The organism is Comamonas sp. UBA7840, assembly GCF_002501455.1.
Taxonomy (GTDB): Bacteria; Pseudomonadota; Gammaproteobacteria; order Burkholderiales; family Burkholderiaceae_C; genus Comamonas; species Comamonas jiangduensis.
On record NZ_DLTI01000015.1, the window covers coordinates 1 to 16,820 of the forward strand.

General features: G+C 62.2%; 14 protein-coding genes. 6 read left to right on the forward strand and 8 right to left on the reverse strand.

All coding sequences use genetic code 11. From position 1 onward, the window contains the following. Positions 1–414 precede the first annotated feature (414 nt). From B3R00_RS03780 to B3R00_RS03790, 3 genes are all read left to right on the forward strand, one after another. Positions 415–780 carry a hypothetical protein gene (locus B3R00_RS03780; RefSeq protein ID WP_286997542.1) on the forward strand — a complete coding sequence of 122 codons (366 nt, stop codon included), beginning with the start codon at positions 415–417 and terminating at the stop codon, positions 778–780. 114 nt (positions 781–894) lie between these two features. Beyond that, complete coding sequence (locus tag B3R00_RS03785; protein ID WP_257469127.1) at positions 895–1,023, forward strand: hypothetical protein; 129 nt, start codon at positions 895–897, stop codon at positions 1,021–1,023. Between the two features lie 151 nt (positions 1,024–1,174). Continuing rightward, a complete protein-coding gene (locus B3R00_RS03790; protein WP_284213811.1) occupies positions 1,175–1,813 on the forward strand; it encodes a response regulator in 639 nt (212 codons plus the stop codon). Between the two features lie 240 nt (positions 1,814–2,053). Here B3R00_RS03790 and B3R00_RS03795 read toward each other — a convergent pair whose 3' ends face one another. After that, on the reverse strand, positions 2,054–3,160 hold the full coding sequence (locus B3R00_RS03795) for an acyltransferase family protein (RefSeq protein WP_286997545.1): 1,107 nt from the start codon (positions 3,158–3,160) through the stop codon (positions 2,054–2,056). A gap of 411 nt (positions 3,161–3,571) precedes the next feature. Beyond that, positions 3,572–6,220 carry a hybrid sensor histidine kinase/response regulator gene (locus tag B3R00_RS03800; RefSeq protein WP_286997546.1) on the reverse strand — a complete coding sequence of 883 codons (2,649 nt, stop codon included), beginning with the start codon at positions 6,218–6,220 and terminating at the stop codon, positions 3,572–3,574. A 218-nt stretch (positions 6,221–6,438) separates the two neighbouring features. Here B3R00_RS03800 and B3R00_RS03805 point away from each other — a divergent pair, with 218 nt between their 5' ends. Next, on the forward strand, positions 6,439–7,755 hold the full coding sequence (locus B3R00_RS03805; RefSeq protein WP_286997547.1) for a dicarboxylate/amino acid:cation symporter: 1,317 nt from the start codon (positions 6,439–6,441) through the stop codon (positions 7,753–7,755). A gap of 145 nt (positions 7,756–7,900) precedes the next feature. Here the strand turns inward: B3R00_RS03805 and B3R00_RS03810 are convergent, their stop codons facing one another. Beyond that, the gene (locus B3R00_RS03810; protein WP_286997548.1) at positions 7,901–8,713 is read right to left on the reverse strand and encodes a hypothetical protein; all 813 of its coding nucleotides are present in this window, start codon (positions 8,711–8,713) and stop codon (positions 7,901–7,903) included. 459 nt (positions 8,714–9,172) lie between these two features. Here B3R00_RS03810 and B3R00_RS03815 point away from each other — a divergent pair, with 459 nt between their 5' ends. Beyond that, positions 9,173–9,997 (forward strand): UPF0149 family protein, encoded by an 825-nt coding sequence (locus B3R00_RS03815; protein WP_286997549.1) that lies wholly within the window; start codon positions 9,173–9,175, stop codon positions 9,995–9,997. A gap of 238 nt (positions 9,998–10,235) precedes the next feature. Beyond that, positions 10,236–11,714 carry a SulP family inorganic anion transporter gene (locus B3R00_RS03820; RefSeq protein ID WP_286997550.1) on the forward strand — a complete coding sequence of 493 codons (1,479 nt, stop codon included), beginning with the start codon at positions 10,236–10,238 and terminating at the stop codon, positions 11,712–11,714. A 115-nt stretch (positions 11,715–11,829) separates the two neighbouring features. Here B3R00_RS03820 and B3R00_RS03825 read toward each other — a convergent pair whose 3' ends face one another. The 5 genes from B3R00_RS03825 to thiL form a co-directional block, all read right to left on the reverse strand. Further along, positions 11,830–13,062, reverse strand: a complete 1,233-nt coding sequence (locus B3R00_RS03825; RefSeq protein WP_286997552.1) for a L,D-transpeptidase family protein — start codon at positions 13,060–13,062, stop codon at positions 11,830–11,832. Further along, a complete protein-coding gene (locus B3R00_RS03830) occupies positions 13,062–14,168 on the reverse strand; it encodes a YybH family protein (RefSeq protein ID WP_286997553.1) in 1,107 nt (368 codons plus the stop codon). Before B3R00_RS03830 ends, B3R00_RS03825 begins: the two co-directional genes overlap by 1 nt. A 429-nt stretch (positions 14,169–14,597) precedes the next feature. After that, positions 14,598–15,098: a CinA family protein gene (locus B3R00_RS03835; RefSeq protein WP_286997704.1), complete on the reverse strand. Its 501-nt coding sequence runs from the start codon at positions 15,096–15,098 to the stop codon at positions 14,598–14,600. 16 nt (positions 15,099–15,114) lie between these two features. Beyond that, complete coding sequence (locus B3R00_RS03840; protein ID WP_286997706.1) at positions 15,115–15,591, reverse strand: phosphatidylglycerophosphatase A family protein; 477 nt, start codon at positions 15,589–15,591, stop codon at positions 15,115–15,117. Positions 15,592–15,761: 170 nt separating this feature from the next. After that, the gene (gene thiL / locus B3R00_RS03845) at positions 15,762–16,730 is read right to left on the reverse strand and encodes a thiamine-phosphate kinase (RefSeq protein ID WP_286997554.1); all 969 of its coding nucleotides are present in this window, start codon (positions 16,728–16,730) and stop codon (positions 15,762–15,764) included. Positions 16,731–16,820: the final 90 nt, after the last annotated feature.

Below are 16,820 nucleotides of genomic sequence, written 5' to 3' on the forward strand. Positions count from 1 at the left end.
CTCAAAACCCGGGGCGGTTCAGTTCACGCCATCTGGGCAGAAAGAGTGGTGGGGAGCATCAGCCTGTGTGTAGGAGCGGGGCTGGAATGCAGTGCCTGCCACTCCCGTTGCGCAAAGAACGCGCGACACTGTATGCCTGTGCTTGAGTCTGGAGGAAATGCGATGTTTTGCCACGTGACACGCCCCCAACCCGTGGAGCCAGACAAAGGCCCCCAGCCTTTGCCGCCCGATGGGCATCCGCCGCAGTCCAGCGGCTGACCGGTTGCCTCAGCGCGCAGATCGATACCGCTGATCGGCGTTTTGTAGGCGGCTGTGTCAGACCGTGGCGCATTTGGTGAAGCCTCCCAACACAGCGCTGGCGCCCTGTCGCACACTCGTTGCTCTGTCTGTGACTGGCGCCAAGGAGTGGATGGCATGCTCAATATCGAATCTGCCCTGTATGTCTGCGTACAAGCCATCGGTGTCGTTCCCGGCACTGCAAGCTTGTTGCAGCGTTTTGCCCCTGATATGGCCTATCGCGTGCTGGACTTCTGGAAGCCCGATGGCGTGTTGCAGCCCTACCTGCTGCTGAGCAACGGGACGCAACGCAGTTTTGTGCCCATCGGCTTTTTGCGCGCCGTGGCTTTTGCGCCGGAGCAGACGGCATATGTGCTGCCGCTGGCGGAGTTGGTGCAAGACCGCAGCATCCATTTGCATGCCTTGGTGGCGCGCGAGATATCCCAGCAAGGCGTGCAGCGCCAAGCTTTGGGGCAGCGTTTCATACCCAGCGGATGGCATTGACGCATAAACCACAGCGTCGGCAAAGAATGGCTGTGCAAAAAATAATCATGTGGTTTATACTTACGTCTACGGGTTATCACTTAGAGGTTAACGCGTAGTTGCGGTGCAGTTGAGATGCCTGCCTGCAACACCTTGCTAGGCATCTCGTACACAGAAAGCACTGTCATGCGTCAAGCCATCAACTCCCTGATCGAATTCATCCAAGAAGCACGCGCTGCCCATTTGGAAATCGCCAACCAGTAATTGGTGCTGATCGCAGCCCCTGCGGGCTGTCAAAAATCGCAGTAGGAAGTGCCCTCCAGCAATGGCTGTAGGGCATTTTTGTTGGTGGGTGCGCATTGACTTTGCCAGGGTGCAAAGCGCTCGGCGCGGTGGCGTGGCAGACTTGCCCACCATGCCTCCTCCTACCTTGCTTGTTGCCGACGACCACCCCTTGTTCCGTGCTGCGGTGCTGCACGTGCTGCGTGAGCGGTTTGCACAGTTTCACACGCTGGAGGCGGCCAGTGCTGCTACGGTCAGCAGCACTTTGCAAGAGCACCCGGAGGTGGAGTTGGTACTGCTGGACCTGACCATGCCCGGTGCGCGGGGCTTTTCCACCTTGCTGCATGTGCGCGGGGAATATCCAGAAATTCCCGTGGTCATCATCTCTTCCAATGACCACCCCCGCGTGATTCGCCGTGCCCAGCAATTTGGTGCTGCAGGTTTTATCCCCAAATCTGCGCCGGCAGAAGATATTGCCGGGGCGATTGAGGCGGTGCTGGAAGGGGGCAGCTGGTTTCCGCCGATGGCGGCGGAGCGCTCCGAGGCCGATGCCGACTTGGCTGCGCGGCTGGCGCAGCTCACGCCGCAGCAGTTTCGCGTGCTGCTGTGCCTGGCCGATGGTTTGCTGAACAAGCAAATTGCGCACGAGCTGGGGCTGGCCGAGAACACCGTCAAAGTGCATGTGACGGCGATTTTGAAAAAGCTGGAGTGCTATTCACGCACGCAGGCGGCGGTGCTGGTTAAAAGCCTGGAAAACGACAGCGATCTCTGACCCCCCCGCGTGGCGCTGGCCGGTTGAAAACCTCTTTGCGTTGCAGCGATTGCCAGGGCGCCAGAAAGCACTTTCCACGGCAGGCGCGCAGGGGTTGCGGCGGTGCCGCCGGAGGGACTGAAAAGGCTTTTGCAGCCTGCGCGGCAGGCCGTGGCGTTTCCCCAGATTGTGTGTCAAATAGCTGGCTAACGCTGATCCAGCAAGCGCAGGGAGCTAGCTATTTGGGAATGGAAAAATGCCCTACATCCACTGCAACAGGGTGGCCATCAAGCCGGTGGAGAGCACGCCGACATGCCAGTGGCGCAGGCGTTGCCAGGTTGCGGTGCTGCGTTCCGTCCACGCATACAGCACGGCCCCGGCGCTGATTGACAGCAGCACGGCGGCCACCATGCCCAGGCTGTTGGCGGCCATGCTGTCGGGCCAATGGGTGTGGACTTCGGCACTCACCAGCAAACACATGGGGAAATGAATCAAGAAGATGGAGTACGAGCGCTGGCCCATCCATACCAGGGGTGGGAGCTGCCACGTGCGCACCGCTTCGCGCCAGTGCACATTGCCGCCAATGGCCAGCAGCAGGGCGCTGCCGCCTGCCAGCGCAATACGGTCACGCCATTCCATGCCCAGTGCGGCCAGCGTGAGGGCGGCGATCAGAGCCACCCACAGCATGCGCTGCGCGCGCTGTTCGCTGTGCGTGGCCCACCAGGCCATCATGCCCAGCCCGTAGGCACCCATGAAGTACACGGCCCAGATGTCCAGATCGGGGTTCAGGTTCCACACCCACAGCGATGCGGCCGTGCCGGCGGTGATGCCTGCTTGCCCCCAGCCTGCCCAGCGGCTGCCCTGCTTGCACAGCCACAGCCACAGCAGGCACAGCGCATACAGCTGAAAGTCGATGGCCACATACCAAACGCCCGCAGAAATCGACTCAAAATCTGCCACGCTGTGCAGCAGCAGCAAGTGGGCGATCACGCTGGCCCAGGTGGGCGTGGCAGAGACAGAGTCGTGCTCAAACCCCATGCCACGCACGGTTTCGTTCACCACAATCGCCACCACCAGCGCAGCGCTGTAGGGCAGGCTCAAGCGCACAAAGCGCTTGCTCAGCACAGGCCAGAACTGCGGGTGTCTGCCCACGCCCTGGGGCGCCAGCGCAGCTGCTGCAAAGTAGCCGCCCAGCACCAGAAACACCTGCACCGCCATGCGGGCGTATTCATCCAGCCACGCCAGCAGCCCCCCAAAAGCGGGGTGCAGGGCATCGGACATGGGGCCATAGAACGCGAGGTGGTGGCACACAATCAGCAGGCATGCCACGGCCTTGATCTGGTCAAGGGCAGTGTTTCGGGAGGTCATGAACAACGTAGGGACAAACTAGATGATTTAACGGATGAGAGTGCTGCGGCGCTGACACGGGCGGTGAATTGGACTGGGGGTGGCCGCTAGCGCGGGTGCATTCAACCGGGTTTGTGCGCTGGGTGGATGCTGCTGTGCGAAGCGGTTGCGGCCCGCACGATCGTGCCAGCGGCCCGTGGGGTGGGGTGATTCTGAAAAGATAGCAGCTAGCGCTTGCTGCATAAGCGCTGGCTGCCAATTTGGCTTGTATCAGTAGGCGCTGATCACACGGCCCCTGAGACGTCGTTTTTCGCCGTGCTTACAGTCCCTGCGCCAAAGCTTTCAGGCCTTCAGCCGCCACGCTGCCTTCAGTTTTGCTGGGCTGGGTCGTATGACCGGGGCTTCACACATCAGGCCAAGCGGATGCAAAGCCTAGCCTTCGCGAATGCGCAGCAAGGTCTGGCTCAGCAAGGCGCGCAGTGCTGGCGGGCGCACCGGTTTGGCCAAAAAGCCCCAACCCCGTTCGGCCGCCTGGCGGCGCAGCGAGGCATCGCGCTCGGCGGTGAGCAAGATCACCGGTGGTGTCTGCCCCCAGCGTTCGCACAACTGGGCGTAGATGTCGGGGCCATACAGCTGTTTGCCCAGGTGCACATCCAGTAGCACCAGCTGGGGCGCGTTGCCGGGGTGGGCGCGCTGCAGGGCCTCATGCGGGCCACCTGCAAAGGGCACGGCGCAGCCCCAGCGCTCCAGCAGCGCGCGCGTAGCGGCGCAGGTTTGCGGGTCATCTTCGATGTACCACGCCACGCCGCCTTGCAGCGGCGCATCGTCCTGCCGCGTTGGGGCGCTGGGGCGCACGGCGGGCTGCAGCGCAGCGGCATCGCCCAGCGGCACAGTCACCCAAAACACGCTGCCTTTGCCCAGCGTGGAGCGCAGGCCAATCTCGTGGCCCAGCAACTTACCCAGCCGCTCCACAATCGCCAGCCCCAGGCCGGTGCCGCGGTCATCGGCATGGCCTTCATCCAGGCGGCGAAACTCCTCAAAGATTTCGCGCTGCAGGCTGGGCGCAATGCCCGGGCCTTGGTCATGCACCTCAATGCGTACCTGTGCCCCCACGCGGCGGCAGCCCACCACGATGCGGCCCTTGCGGCTGTAGCGAATGGCGTTGGAGACAAAGTTTTGCAGGATGCGGCGGAGCAAAGCCTCGTCACTGCGCACCACATAGCGGCTGGAGCGGGTGCGCAGCTGCAAGCCTTCGCTGTCTGCCAGCATGGAGAAGTTGTTGTGCACCACGTGCAGCAGAGAATCCAGTGCGAAGTCACGCACATGCACCTCCAGCTGGCCCGACTCCATGCGCGCAATGTCCAGCATGCTGGTGAGGATGGCGTCTTGCGAGGCCAGCGCCGCGTCAATGCTCTCGGCCACGTGGCGCCCGGCCTCGTCGTGCACGTGGCTGGGCAGCAAGCTGGTGTACATGCGTGCGGCATTCAGCGGTTGCAGCAAGTCGTGCACGGCCGCGTTCACAAACCGGGTTTTGTAGCGGTTGGCTTGCTCGGCCTCTTGGCGCGCGGCTTCCAGATCGCGGGTGCGCTCGGCCACGCGCTGCTCCAGCGCATCGGCCAGCGAACGCAGCTCGCGCGCGGCATTTTTGTAGCTGGTGATGTCGGCGTAGCTGGTGACAAAGCCGCCATCAGGCAAGGGGTTGCCGCGAATTTCCAGCACCGTGCCGTCGCCTTTTTCGCTTTCGTGCAGATGCGGTTTGCCGCTGCGCAAATGGCCCAGGCGGCGTTGAATGGCCACTTCCATGGGCGCATCGCCGAGCAGGCCGCGCTTGGCGTTGTGGCGCAGCAGGGCCTCAATCGGGGCGCCCACATAGATCAGCTCCGAAGGGTAGCGAAACAGCTGCAGGTAGCGGGAGTTCCACGCCACCAGATTCAGGTTGGCATCGATGATGACTACGCCTTGGGGCAGGTGCTCCAGACTGCGTGACAGGCCAGTGTCGGCCTGCTGCGCGGCTTGCACGATGCCGTCTTGGGCCGTGCGCAGCTCTTGCGCATGCTGCTTGAGTACCGTCTCCAGCTCTTGGCGGCTGCGCAGGCGCAAGCGTGCAATGCGCTGGCGCTGGCGCACAAACAGCACCAGCAGGCCGCCGGCCAGCCACAGCCCCGCCGCCGCCGCCGCTGCCCACCAACTGGTGGTGGCGCTGGAGCTGGTGTCGTGCAGCAAGTGCATTCTCCAGTTGCTGTTGGGCAGGTCTATGCTTTGCAGCAGCATGCGGCGGGGGAGTTCGGGGTCGTCAATATTGACCAGGCGGCTGCCGTTATCCAAGGTCTTGCTGACCTTGAAATTGAGCGGCGACAGCGTTTCTGACTGGTACTGGCGCGTGGCCACCAGCTCGGCTTCGGCCTGCGGGGTGAGCGGGTACAGCAGGCGATAGCGCCAGGCCTCGCGGCTGGTCAGGAAGATGACACCATGCTTGTCTGACACCACCACCATGTCGGTGGTGCGGGGCCACTGGCGCTCCAGCTCCTGCAAGGCAATCTTGATTGCGATCAGGCCAATGGTTGCGCCGTTTTCGTCGTAAATCGCTTGTGAAAGAAAGTAGCCCGGCAAGCCCGTGGTGGTGCCAATCCCATAAAAGCGCCCCTTGCCGGTGGCCAAGGCGTCTCGCACGTAGGGGCGGTAGTTGTAGTCTTCCCCCACGTTGTTGCGCGCCTCGCGCCAGTTGCTGGCGGCCACGGCAATGCCCGAACGGTTGATGAGTGTGAGGGTGGATGACTGGCTGGCGCCGTTGGCGCGCTCCAGCTTGCGGTTGAGGTAGTCCACGTCGTAGTGGTTGAGCGGGCGCTGCAACGCGGCCCGCAACTCCGGGTCGAGCGACAGGACCTCGGGCAGGGTGCGGTAGCGGTCTACGCGCTGGGTCAGCGCCTGTGCGCGAACGGCGAGCTGGCGTTGGAAGACTTCGCTTTCGCTCAGCAGTGCCTGGCGCCACGTCAGCCAGCCGACGCTGAGCATGCTCAGCAGCATGCCTGCAATCAGGATGACAACGGTCCAGGCGGGGCTGCGGCGAAGGTTTGGAAACATCCCTTCAGTGTGCCCGTGATCGCGGCAATTTGCCTGCAGCCGGGCTTGTGCCAAGAGTGTGCAGATTCGTATTTCTACGTAGAGAACGGCATGTTTCCCTAGTGAGCGGCGCCATCTAATACCAATAGGTTATCGGCAGTTTGGTGGCTGCGCAGTACAAACCCGGCAGTCGCACCTGTGTGGTGCATTCATCTTTGGATTTCTCCGGAAGATTTTGTATGCAAGCCGTTCCTGCCGAAGCTATTGCCAAGCTCAAGCTGCCGTTCTATCGCCAGCTGTATTTCCAAGTGGTGTTTGCCATCATCATCGGCGTGTTGCTGGGCTACTTTGAGCCCGAATACGGCGCAGCCATGAAGCCTTTTGGCGATGCGTTCATCAAGTTGATCAAGATGATCATCGCGCCGGTGATTTTCCTGACCATCGTCACCGGTATTGCGGGCATGACCCAACTGAGCACCGTGGGCCGTGTGTTCGGCAAGGCCATGGCGTACTTCCTGACCTTCTCGACCCTGGCGCTGGTCGTGGGCCTGATCGTGGCCAATGTGTTCCAGCCTGGCGCTGGCATGAACATCAACCCCGCCGATCTGGACCAGACGGCCGTGAAGGGCTACGTGGCCAAGTCGCACGACATGACGCTGACCGGCTTTGTGATGGACATCATCCCCAAGACGCTGATCAGCCCCTTCATTGGCGACAACATCCTGCAGGTGCTGCTGGTGGCGGTGCTGTTTGGTGTGTCGCTGGCCATGACAGGTGAAGCTGGCAAGCCCATCCTGAACTTCTTTGAAGCACTGCAAAAGCCCGTGTTCAAGCTGGTGAACATTGTCATGAAGGCTGCCCCCATCGGCGCTTTCGGTGCCATGGCTTTCACCATCGGCAAGTTTGGTCTGGGTTCGCTGCTGAACCTGGTCGAGCTGGTGATGACTTTCTACATCACCTCCGCCATCTTCGTGCTGGTGGTGCTGGGCGCTGTGGCCCGTGCCTGCGGTTTCTCGGTGATCAAGCTGATCCGCTACCTCAAGGAAGAGCTGCTGCTGGTGCTGGGCACTTCGTCGTCCGAGTCGGCACTGCCTTCGCTAATGCACAAGATGGAGCATGCAGGCTGCAAGAAGTCGGTGGTTGGTCTGGTGGTGCCCACCGGTTATTCGTTCAACCTGGACGGCACCAACATCTACATGACGCTGGCGGCGCTGTTCATTGCCCAGGCTACCAATACCGAGCTGACACTGGGTCACCAAATTGCGCTGCTGCTGGTGGCCATGCTGTCGTCTAAGGGCGCGGCCGGTGTGACCGGTGCCGGCTTTATCACCCTGGCAGCGACGCTGGCCGTGGTGCCGGAAGTGCCCGTGGCCGGTATGGCGCTGATTTTGGGCGTGGACCGCTTTATGTCCGAATGCCGCTCGCTGACCAATTTCATTGGCAATGCCGTCGCCACGGTGGTCGTGTCGCGCTGGGAAAAGGGCGTGGATATGGAGCGCCTGAACGCCGTGCTGGATGGCCAGGAGTTGCCCGCGCTGGAGCCTGTGAAAGCCTAAGCGCTGGCGCAGACTGGGGGGCATGCCGCCCTGTCTGCTGGCCCTTGCTGACCAAAATGCCCTGCAATGCAGGGCATTTTTTATGGTGTTTTAGGGCGCTAACGCTGATGCAGCAAGCGCTGCCAGCTATGAAATGATGCGGTGCTTACAGGCCGGCGCGCAGCAACTCAAACGCCATGCGGATGCGCTGCCCGTCGCGCCCCAGCTTGCGGTCCATCGGCAAGCGTTGGGCCCATGCCAGGCGGGCGATGGACGCATGCAGCACCTGGCGTGCTTCGGGCGGCAAGGTGTGCACCCACGCCTTCCAGTGTTTGCGCGCTTCCGGCAGGGCACCGGCGCGCTCCAGCATCCACGCGGTGGAATGGGCATAACACAGCGCATCGCGCACCTGGCACACGGGTAGGGGCAGGTGGGCCGTGGGGTCGTCTTCAAAGTCGATATAGCCAATCACCCCGTCGGGGCAGCGCACTAAATTGCGGGCAAAGGCCTGGCTGAGGGTGGTGCCTGCTTTGTGAACTTTGCTAATCGCCTGCAGGCCTTGCTTCCAGTGCGCCAGCACGGCGTTGGCACCCCGGGCGATGCCCTCTTCCATCTCGTCGCTCAGGCTGGGCGTGCGCTCGCCGGGTGCGCCCAGGTGGCGCATCACAAAGCCATCTTCGGACACCGCCAGCACCTCGGGTGCGCGCAGGCCGCGCGCGGCAAAGTCTTGTAGGCGCCGCACCTCGGTGGCAACGGCCACCTTGCCCCCGGGGTTGGGCACGGGACTGAGCACGGGCATCTTGAACGCTTTGGCCAATGCACCGAGTACGCGATAACGCCAGCTGGGGTTGAGTGCCCCGGCGCGCTTGACCCACAGGGTTTCGCCAGCTTGGTCATAGCGCATCACGCTGTGCGGTTGGCTCAGCACATGGGCGTGGAGGAAGGCGGCGTAGTCAATGGAAGCGTTGGAAGCAGGCACAGGCACATCAGTCAATACACGCAGGGCCGCAAGACCTGGGGGTGTTGCGGGCAATCTGGCGATTGTGCCTTGTTCCTTGGCTGCGGCTGAGGAAGGCTTGAGTGGCGCAGGAGAGATTGGAACGCTGTGCGCACAGACACGCTCCCCGTACATCTTGCACACATTGGGCGGCCCATCCGGCGGTGCCAGGCCAGCGCGGCAATCAGGCCGCTATATACAGCGTCCGCGCCTTGTAGCGCACGGGGAAAAGGTACCAGGAACGGGTTATGCAGACAACTCCTGTGTAGCAGACACGGGCTTGGCCTGCGGGCTACACTGCCTGCTATCGGCCACGCATGCGCCAAGCATGCAGTCCCGCCCCTTTGCACCAATTGTGCGAATGACGGCAGCACCGCCATGCAGGAGACCGCCGAATTCGTACATGGGCTGGCAGCCCGCTAACTTACACACCCCTACGCTATGGAAAACCACCAAACTGACGCCCCCGAAGTTGAAACCGCGCTGAGCACCGAGATGCTGGAAGAGCTGGACAACATGCTGGAAGCCATGCGCGAGCGCGCCGAAGAAATCCCCCAGTGGGAGTTCTGTGACGGCTTTTTGACCGCACTGATCTGCACACGCCGCGACATTCCCACGGCCGAGTGGCTGCCCATGCTGCTGGGTGACGGCGAGGCGCTGGAAGTGGCCGAAGGCCAGCCGCTGCCCAAGCTGGAAGCCTTTGACAGCGAAGCCCAGCAAGCGCGCTTCCTGGAGTTGGTGGCGCTGCGCATGGACGAAGTGCGCGCGCAGCTGGACACCGAAATCAAGTCGCTGGAAGACCAGGCCGCATTCCAGCCTGAAGTGATGGACACCCGCGGTGCGTTGCTGATGCTGCCCGAAGCCGAGCGCGCTGAACTGGAAGACGAAGAAGTGCCTTCGCTGGGCCAGGTCTGGGCACTGGGCTTTATGTTTGTGGTGGAAAACTGGGCCGAAGAATGGGCTGCCCCCCGCGACAAGGAAGCCGCACAGTGGTTGGATGCCGCCATGGAATTCATCGTCAACCTGACCGAAGACGACGACGGTGAAGCCACGCTGAACCTGTATGACGAAGACGGCCCTGCATCCACCAGCCAAGAGCGTTTGGACGCGTTTGGCGAAGCCGTGTGGGCCGTGTACGACCTGCGCCAGCTGTGGCGCAGCATGGGCCCCCGCGTGGAGGCCGTGGTCAAGGGCGAACAGCCTGGCCGCAATGACCCTTGCAGCTGCGGCAGCGGCAAGAAGTTCAAGAAGTGCTGCGGCGCGTAACTGAAAAGTGACAAGGGCTTCGCTGCATTGAGCGGTTGCGCGGCGAAGTTCTGCTGAAACGGTGCTTGCACCTGTTCAGAAACAGGAGCTGTTAGCGCTGGTGTTTCTTTGTTTTCGGAGCCATAAGGACCTGAAAACATTGTTTCATCAGCGCAAGCAGCTCCTTTTTTGTTGTTGTGCGTGCCGTGAAGGAAAGCTCTACCATCACGCACCTGCACGTTGAACCTCGCCTGTCTGTATGTCTTTGCCTTTGTTAACCCGCCTGCGCGCGGAATGGGCGCCCAGCATTCCACGTGAATTGCTGGCGGGTGCCGTTGCCACGTTTGCGCTGATTCCGGAAGTGATTGCCTTTTCCTTTGTGGCGGGCGTGGACCCATCGGTGGGACTGTTTGCCTCGTTCGTCATCAGCATCGTGATTGCCGTGTTTGGCGGGCGCCCGGCCATGGTGTCGGCGGCTGCGGGCTCGGTGGCGCTGGTGGCCGCGCCCCTGGTAGCCTCGCACGGCATTCAGTACCTGTTTGCGGCTGGTTTGCTGGCGGGGGCGATGCAAATTGTCTTTGGCCTTTGCAAGATGGGCGTGCTGATGCGCTTTGTCTCCAGCTCGGTGCGCACCGGGTTTGTGAACGCGCTGGCCATCATGATTTTTGCGGCGCAGCTGCCGCATTTGCACCATGCCAATGGCGCCACCTGGGGCATGCTGGCGCTGGGGCTGCTCATCATTTACGGCTTGCCGTGGCTGGGGCAGCGTTGGCAGTTAAAAGCGCTCACCGCCATCCCATCCCCGCTGATTTGTGTGGTGTTGCTGACCGTGCTGGCATCGTGGCTGGGCCTGCCCGTGGCCACGGTGGCGGATTTGGGCAAGCTGCCCGATGCCTTGCCGCTGTTTGGCCTGCCCGAGGTGCCAGCCAGCATCGACACCCTGCGCATCATTTTGTTGCCTGCTTTGGCGATTGCCATGGTGGGCTTGCTGGAGTCGGTGCTGACGGCGGCCGTGGTCGATGAGATGACCAACACCCCCAGCGACAAAAACCGCGAGTGCACAGGCCTGGGCATGGCCAATATGGCATCCAGCGTGTTTGGCGGCATTGCTGGCTGCGGCATGATCGGCCAGGCCGTGGGCAATGTGAAATACGGCGGGCGCGGGCGCTTGTCCACGCTGTTTGCCGGGGTGTTTTTGTTGGTGCTGATGGTGGCGCTGAAAGATTGGGTGTCGCAGGTGCCGGTGATGGCGCTGGTGGCCATCATGGTGATGGTGTCGGCATCAACCTTTGACTGGAAATCGCTGGGCAATATGGTGCGCTACCCGCGCTTGTCCAGCGCCGTGATGCTGGCCACCGTGGTCATCACCGTGGCCACGCACAACCTGGCGGCGGGGGTGATTGCCGGGGTGCTGCTGTCTGGGGTGTTCTTTACCTTCAAGGTGGCGCACATGTTGAACGTCACCTACGAAGATGATGCGCAGACGGGCATGCGCACATGGCGGGTCAGCGGCCAGGTATTTTTCGCCTCTGCCGATGCCCTGGTCGATCAGTTTGATGTGCGCGCCGTTGCGGGGCTGCCCGTGCGTATCGATGTGAGTGCCGCACACTTTTGGGATATCACAGCGATTGGTGCGCTGGATAAAGTGGTGCAGCGCCTGCATCAGCATGGCTGCACCGTGGAGCTGGTGGGCATGGATGCGCAAAGCCAGCGTCTGGTGCAGCGCATGAAGACCTGAGGCAACGCGCGGCACAGCGTGCGGCTTTCTGAGGCCGGTACAACACAAAGCCCGCAGTTGCGGGCTTTGTTGTGTGTGGGGTGAGTAGAGCAGGCAGCGTTGCCTGGAGCGATGCCTAGCTCAGCAGATCTTCCGCAAAAATTTGCCAGTGACCGCCTTGTTTGCGCCAGTACTGGCGCACCGTGGTGGATGCATTCTTAGCCACGTGCAAATTCACGATGCGGATCTCTCCGGCGTCTTCTTGCCAGTTGTAGACCGACATGTCTTCCACCGACAGCTTGGACAGTGGGCCCACGCTGGCCAAACGGCCACGGCGCTTTTCCAAAGCATCTGCAGCCGCCAGCTCGGCGCTGTAGAGCTGGTTCAGGCTCTGCGTATCGCCTTGGCGCCAAGCGGTTTGCCAGCGGTCAATTTCTTTTTTGAAATTGTCTTGCTGGTGCTGCTTCATGGTCCACTGCGGCGTTACCCAGTGCAGCTTCTCGGTAATCAGCACGGGGGTGCGGCGGTCAATCGACGCCATCAAAAACGCAATGTCCGGGTTGGACAGCACCACGCAGCCATCGCTGGCTTGCGGCACCCGGGCGAACTGGTCGGAAGGCACACCGTGCAGCCAGATACCGCTGCCGGTGCGACCCAAGAAGCGATCCCAGTCATTGGGGTAGTTCACTGTGAGCGCGCCTTTGCCATACAGCTCAGGCAGCTTTTCACTGGGGATCTGACGGCCAACAAAATACACGCCGAGTGGGGTGCGCTGGTCGCCTTCTACGCGTTTGTTGACGCCGTTGCGGCCCACCGTGACGTAGAAATTGCTCACCACCTCCAGCCCTTTGGGGCCGTTGGAGAACACATACAGGCGTGACTTGCTGGTGTCCACCGCAATCACGTGGCGCACCGAGCTGCCCAGGTGCATCAGGTTGCTGGGCACCATGCCCGGGGGCGGCAGATCAATCGCTGCTTGGCGGCGGCGCTGTAGCTCGTTTTTCAGGCCCTTGTAAAACTCCGGCGGGGCAATGTCCTGATCGGCGACGCCCATGTTGCGCTTGCTGGGTGTGGCCTGAGCGTGGGCCAGTTGCTCGCCCATTGGTGTGGCGCCGGTGCGTAGGCGCAGCATATCGGCATACAGCAGTTGGGCAGCGCGGAAGTTGGGGACTTCTTCGGTCAGCTCAGTGACGGCGCGAAACGCTTCGTTGATTTCCCGGCGCTCAATTTGCGCCAGGATTTCCACCAGACGTTTTTCGGCGCGCGCTTGCTCGGTCTCAGCATGGCTGAGCGTGCTCCACGCCAGGCTGCTGGTGAATACCGCCAGCGATAGCAGCGCCGTAGCGCAGCGGTTGGTAGTGCGAAACATTAGCGGCCCGTTTCCTCTCGGGTGATGCGCCACTTATCCCCTTCTTGCTGCAGACGCAGGGTTTTGCGGGTGGTTGCCTTGTAGCTGCCTGCCGCGTAGTACTGGCGGAAGTTGGCAGTGGCCCGTTCGCCATGCACGGAGACCTTCAGGTCTCGCACCTCCACCGTGATGGCGGGCTTGCCCACGATGCGGTCTTTGCGCTCAGCCTTCCACGCAGCCAGGGTGCCGCCTTGGGGGTCAAAGTGGTTGCTGTAGGCCGCGTAGTAAGCCGCCATGTTTTGCTGCTCCCATGCTTTGGCCCATGCCAGCACCGCTTTTTCTACCGCTGCCACGGCATGTTGCTGGCTGTCTGGCTGGGCAGTTTCTTTGGCTTTGACGGGCTGCTCTGCAGGTTTGGCCGCTTCTTTGTCCTTGGGAGGCTCTGCAGGCTTGGCGACAGGTGCCGGTTTGGCCTCTGCCGCCGGTGCTGCCGCAGTCACCACCACAGGGGCGGATGCGGCCGATGTGGGCGCGGCTACGGGCTTTTCGGCGGGAGTCCGTGCCGGCGCGGCGGGTGCCGCCACCGGTGCAGCGGCAATTTCGGCAGGTGCTGCAGAAGCAATCGCCGTGGCCTTCGCGGTTGCAGTTGATGCGGCGGCTGGGAAAATCTGTTTGATCAGCGACAGCTTGGGCTGCATCGCTTTGCCACTGCCATCCAGCTGCAGTGCTTTGGCATAGGCATCGCTGGCCATGCGAGCATACAAGTCGCCCAAATTCTCATGCGCGGTGGCATAGCTGGGGTTGGTGCGAATGGCCTGCTCGAGCACTTGGGCGGCTTTGCGCTCTTCGCCCTTGGCCGCGTACACCACCGCCAGGTTGTTATACGGCTCAGGCAGCCCGGGATAGTCCTGGGTGAGCGCGGTGAATATCTGAATGGCTTGGTCGTACTTGCGCTGCTCCGTGGCAATCACACCTTGCAAAAAACGCATTTGCACATCGTTGGCGTTTTGCTTGAGGTGGTTTTGTGCCCGTTGGGCGGCTTCGGAGAGTTTGCCCTGCTCCAGCAGCTTGGCCACTTCTGTAGTCGGCGATGGCTGCGCCCATGCGCTGCCCACAGTGAACGCCAACGCACAAATCATTCCTGCAGTTGTAACAGGGCGAGCGAGATGTAATGGATTGTTTCGATGGACGAGCATGGAAAGCACGGACGCGAGAGACATGTAGGTACTTTCAACGAACAGTCGAGGGTGTACGAAAAAGGCATTTTCGCCTGTCAGCGCCAGATGCCAAAGTTGAAAATTTTATGCGGAATCAGTGCGCACACCTGCTGTCAGGGGGCTTTTTACGAGTGTGGGGGTGCGTTAAAGCCCGATTGCTGCGGGTGCGCAGCATGGGAATGGCGCAACGGCGTCTGAACAACTTGTTACTAAGCGGCGGACTTTCTGACTGCCAGCACCTTTGATGGACTGTGACAGCCTTCCTTCGTGGCGGGATGGGCAAGTGGCTGCCCGTATGCGCTGCGTCATAGAGCGGCGGCGCGCAGGGGCCCAGTGGGTTTATTGCGCGGTGAGCAAGGCAGTTATTTTTTGCAACCCACAGTGCACCGCTTGTGCGCGGATTGCCTCGCGGCTACCGCTGAAATGAAACAGCTGGGCGTGGCAGTGCTGCTGGTATTTCCAGGCGATCCACACCGCTCCCACCGGTTTGCCGGCCGTAGCACCCCCGGGCCCTGCAATGCCTGTGGTGGCAATGCTCACCTGTGCGTGCGAATGTGCCAGTGCGCCGGCGGCCATCGCTTGCGCCACCTCTTGGCTGACCGCGCCATGCGCTGCAATCAATGCGGCAGGCACGCCCAGCATTTCTGTCTTGGCGGCGTTCGAGTACGTCACAAACCCACGGTCAAACCAGGTGCTGGAGCCGGGCAGATCGGTGCAGGCGGCGGCCAGCATGCCGCCGGTGCAGCTTTCGGCGGTAGCCATCGTCCAGCCGCGTTGCTGGAGTTCAGCTGCCAGTTGTGCGGTCATTGCACGCAGGGACAAGGCGGTGGTATCCGTCATCGCATCGGTGTTGTAGTCAGCCAAAGAAGTGGCGCCACAGCGCCATGACCATCAGGGTGCAAAACGCGGCGACCAGGTCGTCGAACATGATGCCCCAGCCCCCCCGGGGGCCAAAGCCTTTGAACAGACGGTCGGCCCATTTCACGGGTTCGGGCTTCACGGCATCAAAAAAGCGGAACAGGGCAAAGGCCACCAGCTGACCCCAAAAGCCCATCGGCATGGTCAGCCAGAGCACGATCCACATGGCGACCACTTCATCCCAGACGATGTGGCCCGGGTCGGCCACACGCAGGTGGCGGGCCGTCACGGTGCAGGCCCACCAGCCTGCCAACAGGCTGGTGGCAATCAGCCCACCCATTTGTGCAGGTGTCAGCCACAGCTGCAGCACCAAGAAGGCCAGCCAGGCCCATAGCGTGCCCACGGTGCCGGGGGCAACGCGGCCCAGGCCCGAGCCAAAGCCCAAAGCGATGAGGTGGGCGGGGTGCTGCAGCATGAAGCGCACGGAGGGGCGCACGGGCGCGGTGGGCGTGGCTGAGGCAGTGGAGCCGTCGCTGGCGGCAGCGCGGTCTGTGAAGCGCTTGGGCTGCACATCGGTAATGGGTTCCATGGCTGGAATTGTAGAAGTCGAGAAGATGCGGGGTGGGGCGGTGCGTGCTGCGCGCCTCAGGCGAAGTGCTCAAACCCGGCAAAGCGCAGCGGCAGTTGCTGGCCGCCGGGCGCCATGACGCGCACACCGCGCTCGGCTTCGATGCGGCCGATGCAGGTCACGGGCACGCCCGCCTGGGCGGCGGCCTCGCGCACGGCAGCTTGTGCGTCGGAGGGGGCGGTAAAGCACAACTCATAGTCATCGCCACCGGCCAAGGTACAGGCGTCGATGCGGCTCATGGCCAAGGCCGCCATCATGGGGTGGCGGCGCGCGCGCATCAGGCCTCGGGTGATGTTGGCATCAATGCGTGCGCCGACCTGGCTGGCTTCCAGAATGTGGTTCAGATCACCGAGCAGGCCGTCGCTGATGTCCAGGCAGCTGGTGGCAATGCCGCGCAGCGCCAGCCCTAAAGCCACACGGGGGGTGGGTTGCTCCAGCCGCTGGCGTGCCTGGGCCAGCACGGCAGGCGGCAGCGCGTGCTGGCGCAGCAATGCGTCCAGTGCAATGCGCGCATCACCCAGGCTGCCGCTGACCCAGATGTCGTCATGCACTTGCGCGCCACTGCGCAGCAGGGCTTGGCCTGCGGGCACTTCGCCAAACACGGTGATGCAGATGGTGAGGGGGCCTTGGGTGGTGTCGCCGCCCACCAGTTCGCACTGGTGCTGGCCGGCCAGCGCAAACAGGCCGTCGGCAAAGGCTTGGCACCAGCTGGCGTCTGCGCGCGGCAGCGATAAGGCCAGCGTAAATGCCAGGGGCTTGGCGCCGATGGCGGCCAAGTCGCTGAGGTTGACGGCCAAGGCCTTGTGGCCCAGAAACTGGGGGGTCACATCCGCAAAAAAGTGGCGCCCTTCGACCAACATGTCGGTGGATACGGCCAGTTGCATGCCAGGGGCGGGGGCCAGCAGCGCGCAGTCATCGCCCACGCCCAAGGGCGAGCGGTGCACGGGACGCTGGAAGAATTTGCGGATGAGTTCGAATTCGCCCATGATAAAAAAAGTAGCTGTTGGCGCTTGTGTTTAAAGCATTTCAGGTGCAAATGATGCTGAAGTGATTGTTCTACAAGCGCAAGCAGCTAT

Bases quoted from the DNA above. Each gene is read 5' to 3' on its own strand.
- B3R00_RS03780 (WP_286997542.1), top strand. From the start codon at position 415: ATGCTCAATATCGAATCTGCCCTGTATGTCTGCGTACAAGCCATCGGT.
- B3R00_RS03785 (WP_257469127.1), top strand. From the start codon at position 895: ATGCCTGCCTGCAACACCTTGCTAGGCATCTCGTACACAGAAAGCACT.
- B3R00_RS03790 (WP_284213811.1), top strand. From the start codon at position 1,175: ATGCCTCCTCCTACCTTGCTTGTTGCCGACGACCACCCCTTGTTCCGT.
- B3R00_RS03795 (WP_286997545.1), bottom strand. From the start codon at position 3,160: ATGACCTCCCGAAACACTGCCCTTGACCAGATCAAGGCCGTGGCATGC.
- B3R00_RS03800 (WP_286997546.1), bottom strand. From the start codon at position 6,220: ATGTTTCCAAACCTTCGCCGCAGCCCCGCCTGGACCGTTGTCATCCTG.
- B3R00_RS03805 (WP_286997547.1), top strand. From the start codon at position 6,439: ATGCAAGCCGTTCCTGCCGAAGCTATTGCCAAGCTCAAGCTGCCGTTC.
- B3R00_RS03815 (WP_286997549.1), top strand. From the start codon at position 9,173: ATGGAAAACCACCAAACTGACGCCCCCGAAGTTGAAACCGCGCTGAGC.
- B3R00_RS03820 (WP_286997550.1), top strand. From the start codon at position 10,236: ATGTCTTTGCCTTTGTTAACCCGCCTGCGCGCGGAATGGGCGCCCAGC.
- B3R00_RS03825 (WP_286997552.1), bottom strand. From the start codon at position 13,062: ATGTTTCGCACTACCAACCGCTGCGCTACGGCGCTGCTATCGCTGGCG.
- B3R00_RS03835 (WP_286997704.1), bottom strand. From the start codon at position 15,098: ATGACGGATACCACCGCCTTGTCCCTGCGTGCAATGACCGCACAACTG.
- B3R00_RS03840 (WP_286997706.1), bottom strand. From the start codon at position 15,591: ATGCTGCAGCACCCCGCCCACCTCATCGCTTTGGGCTTTGGCTCGGGC.
- thiL (WP_286997554.1), bottom strand. From the start codon at position 16,730: ATGGGCGAATTCGAACTCATCCGCAAATTCTTCCAGCGTCCCGTGCAC.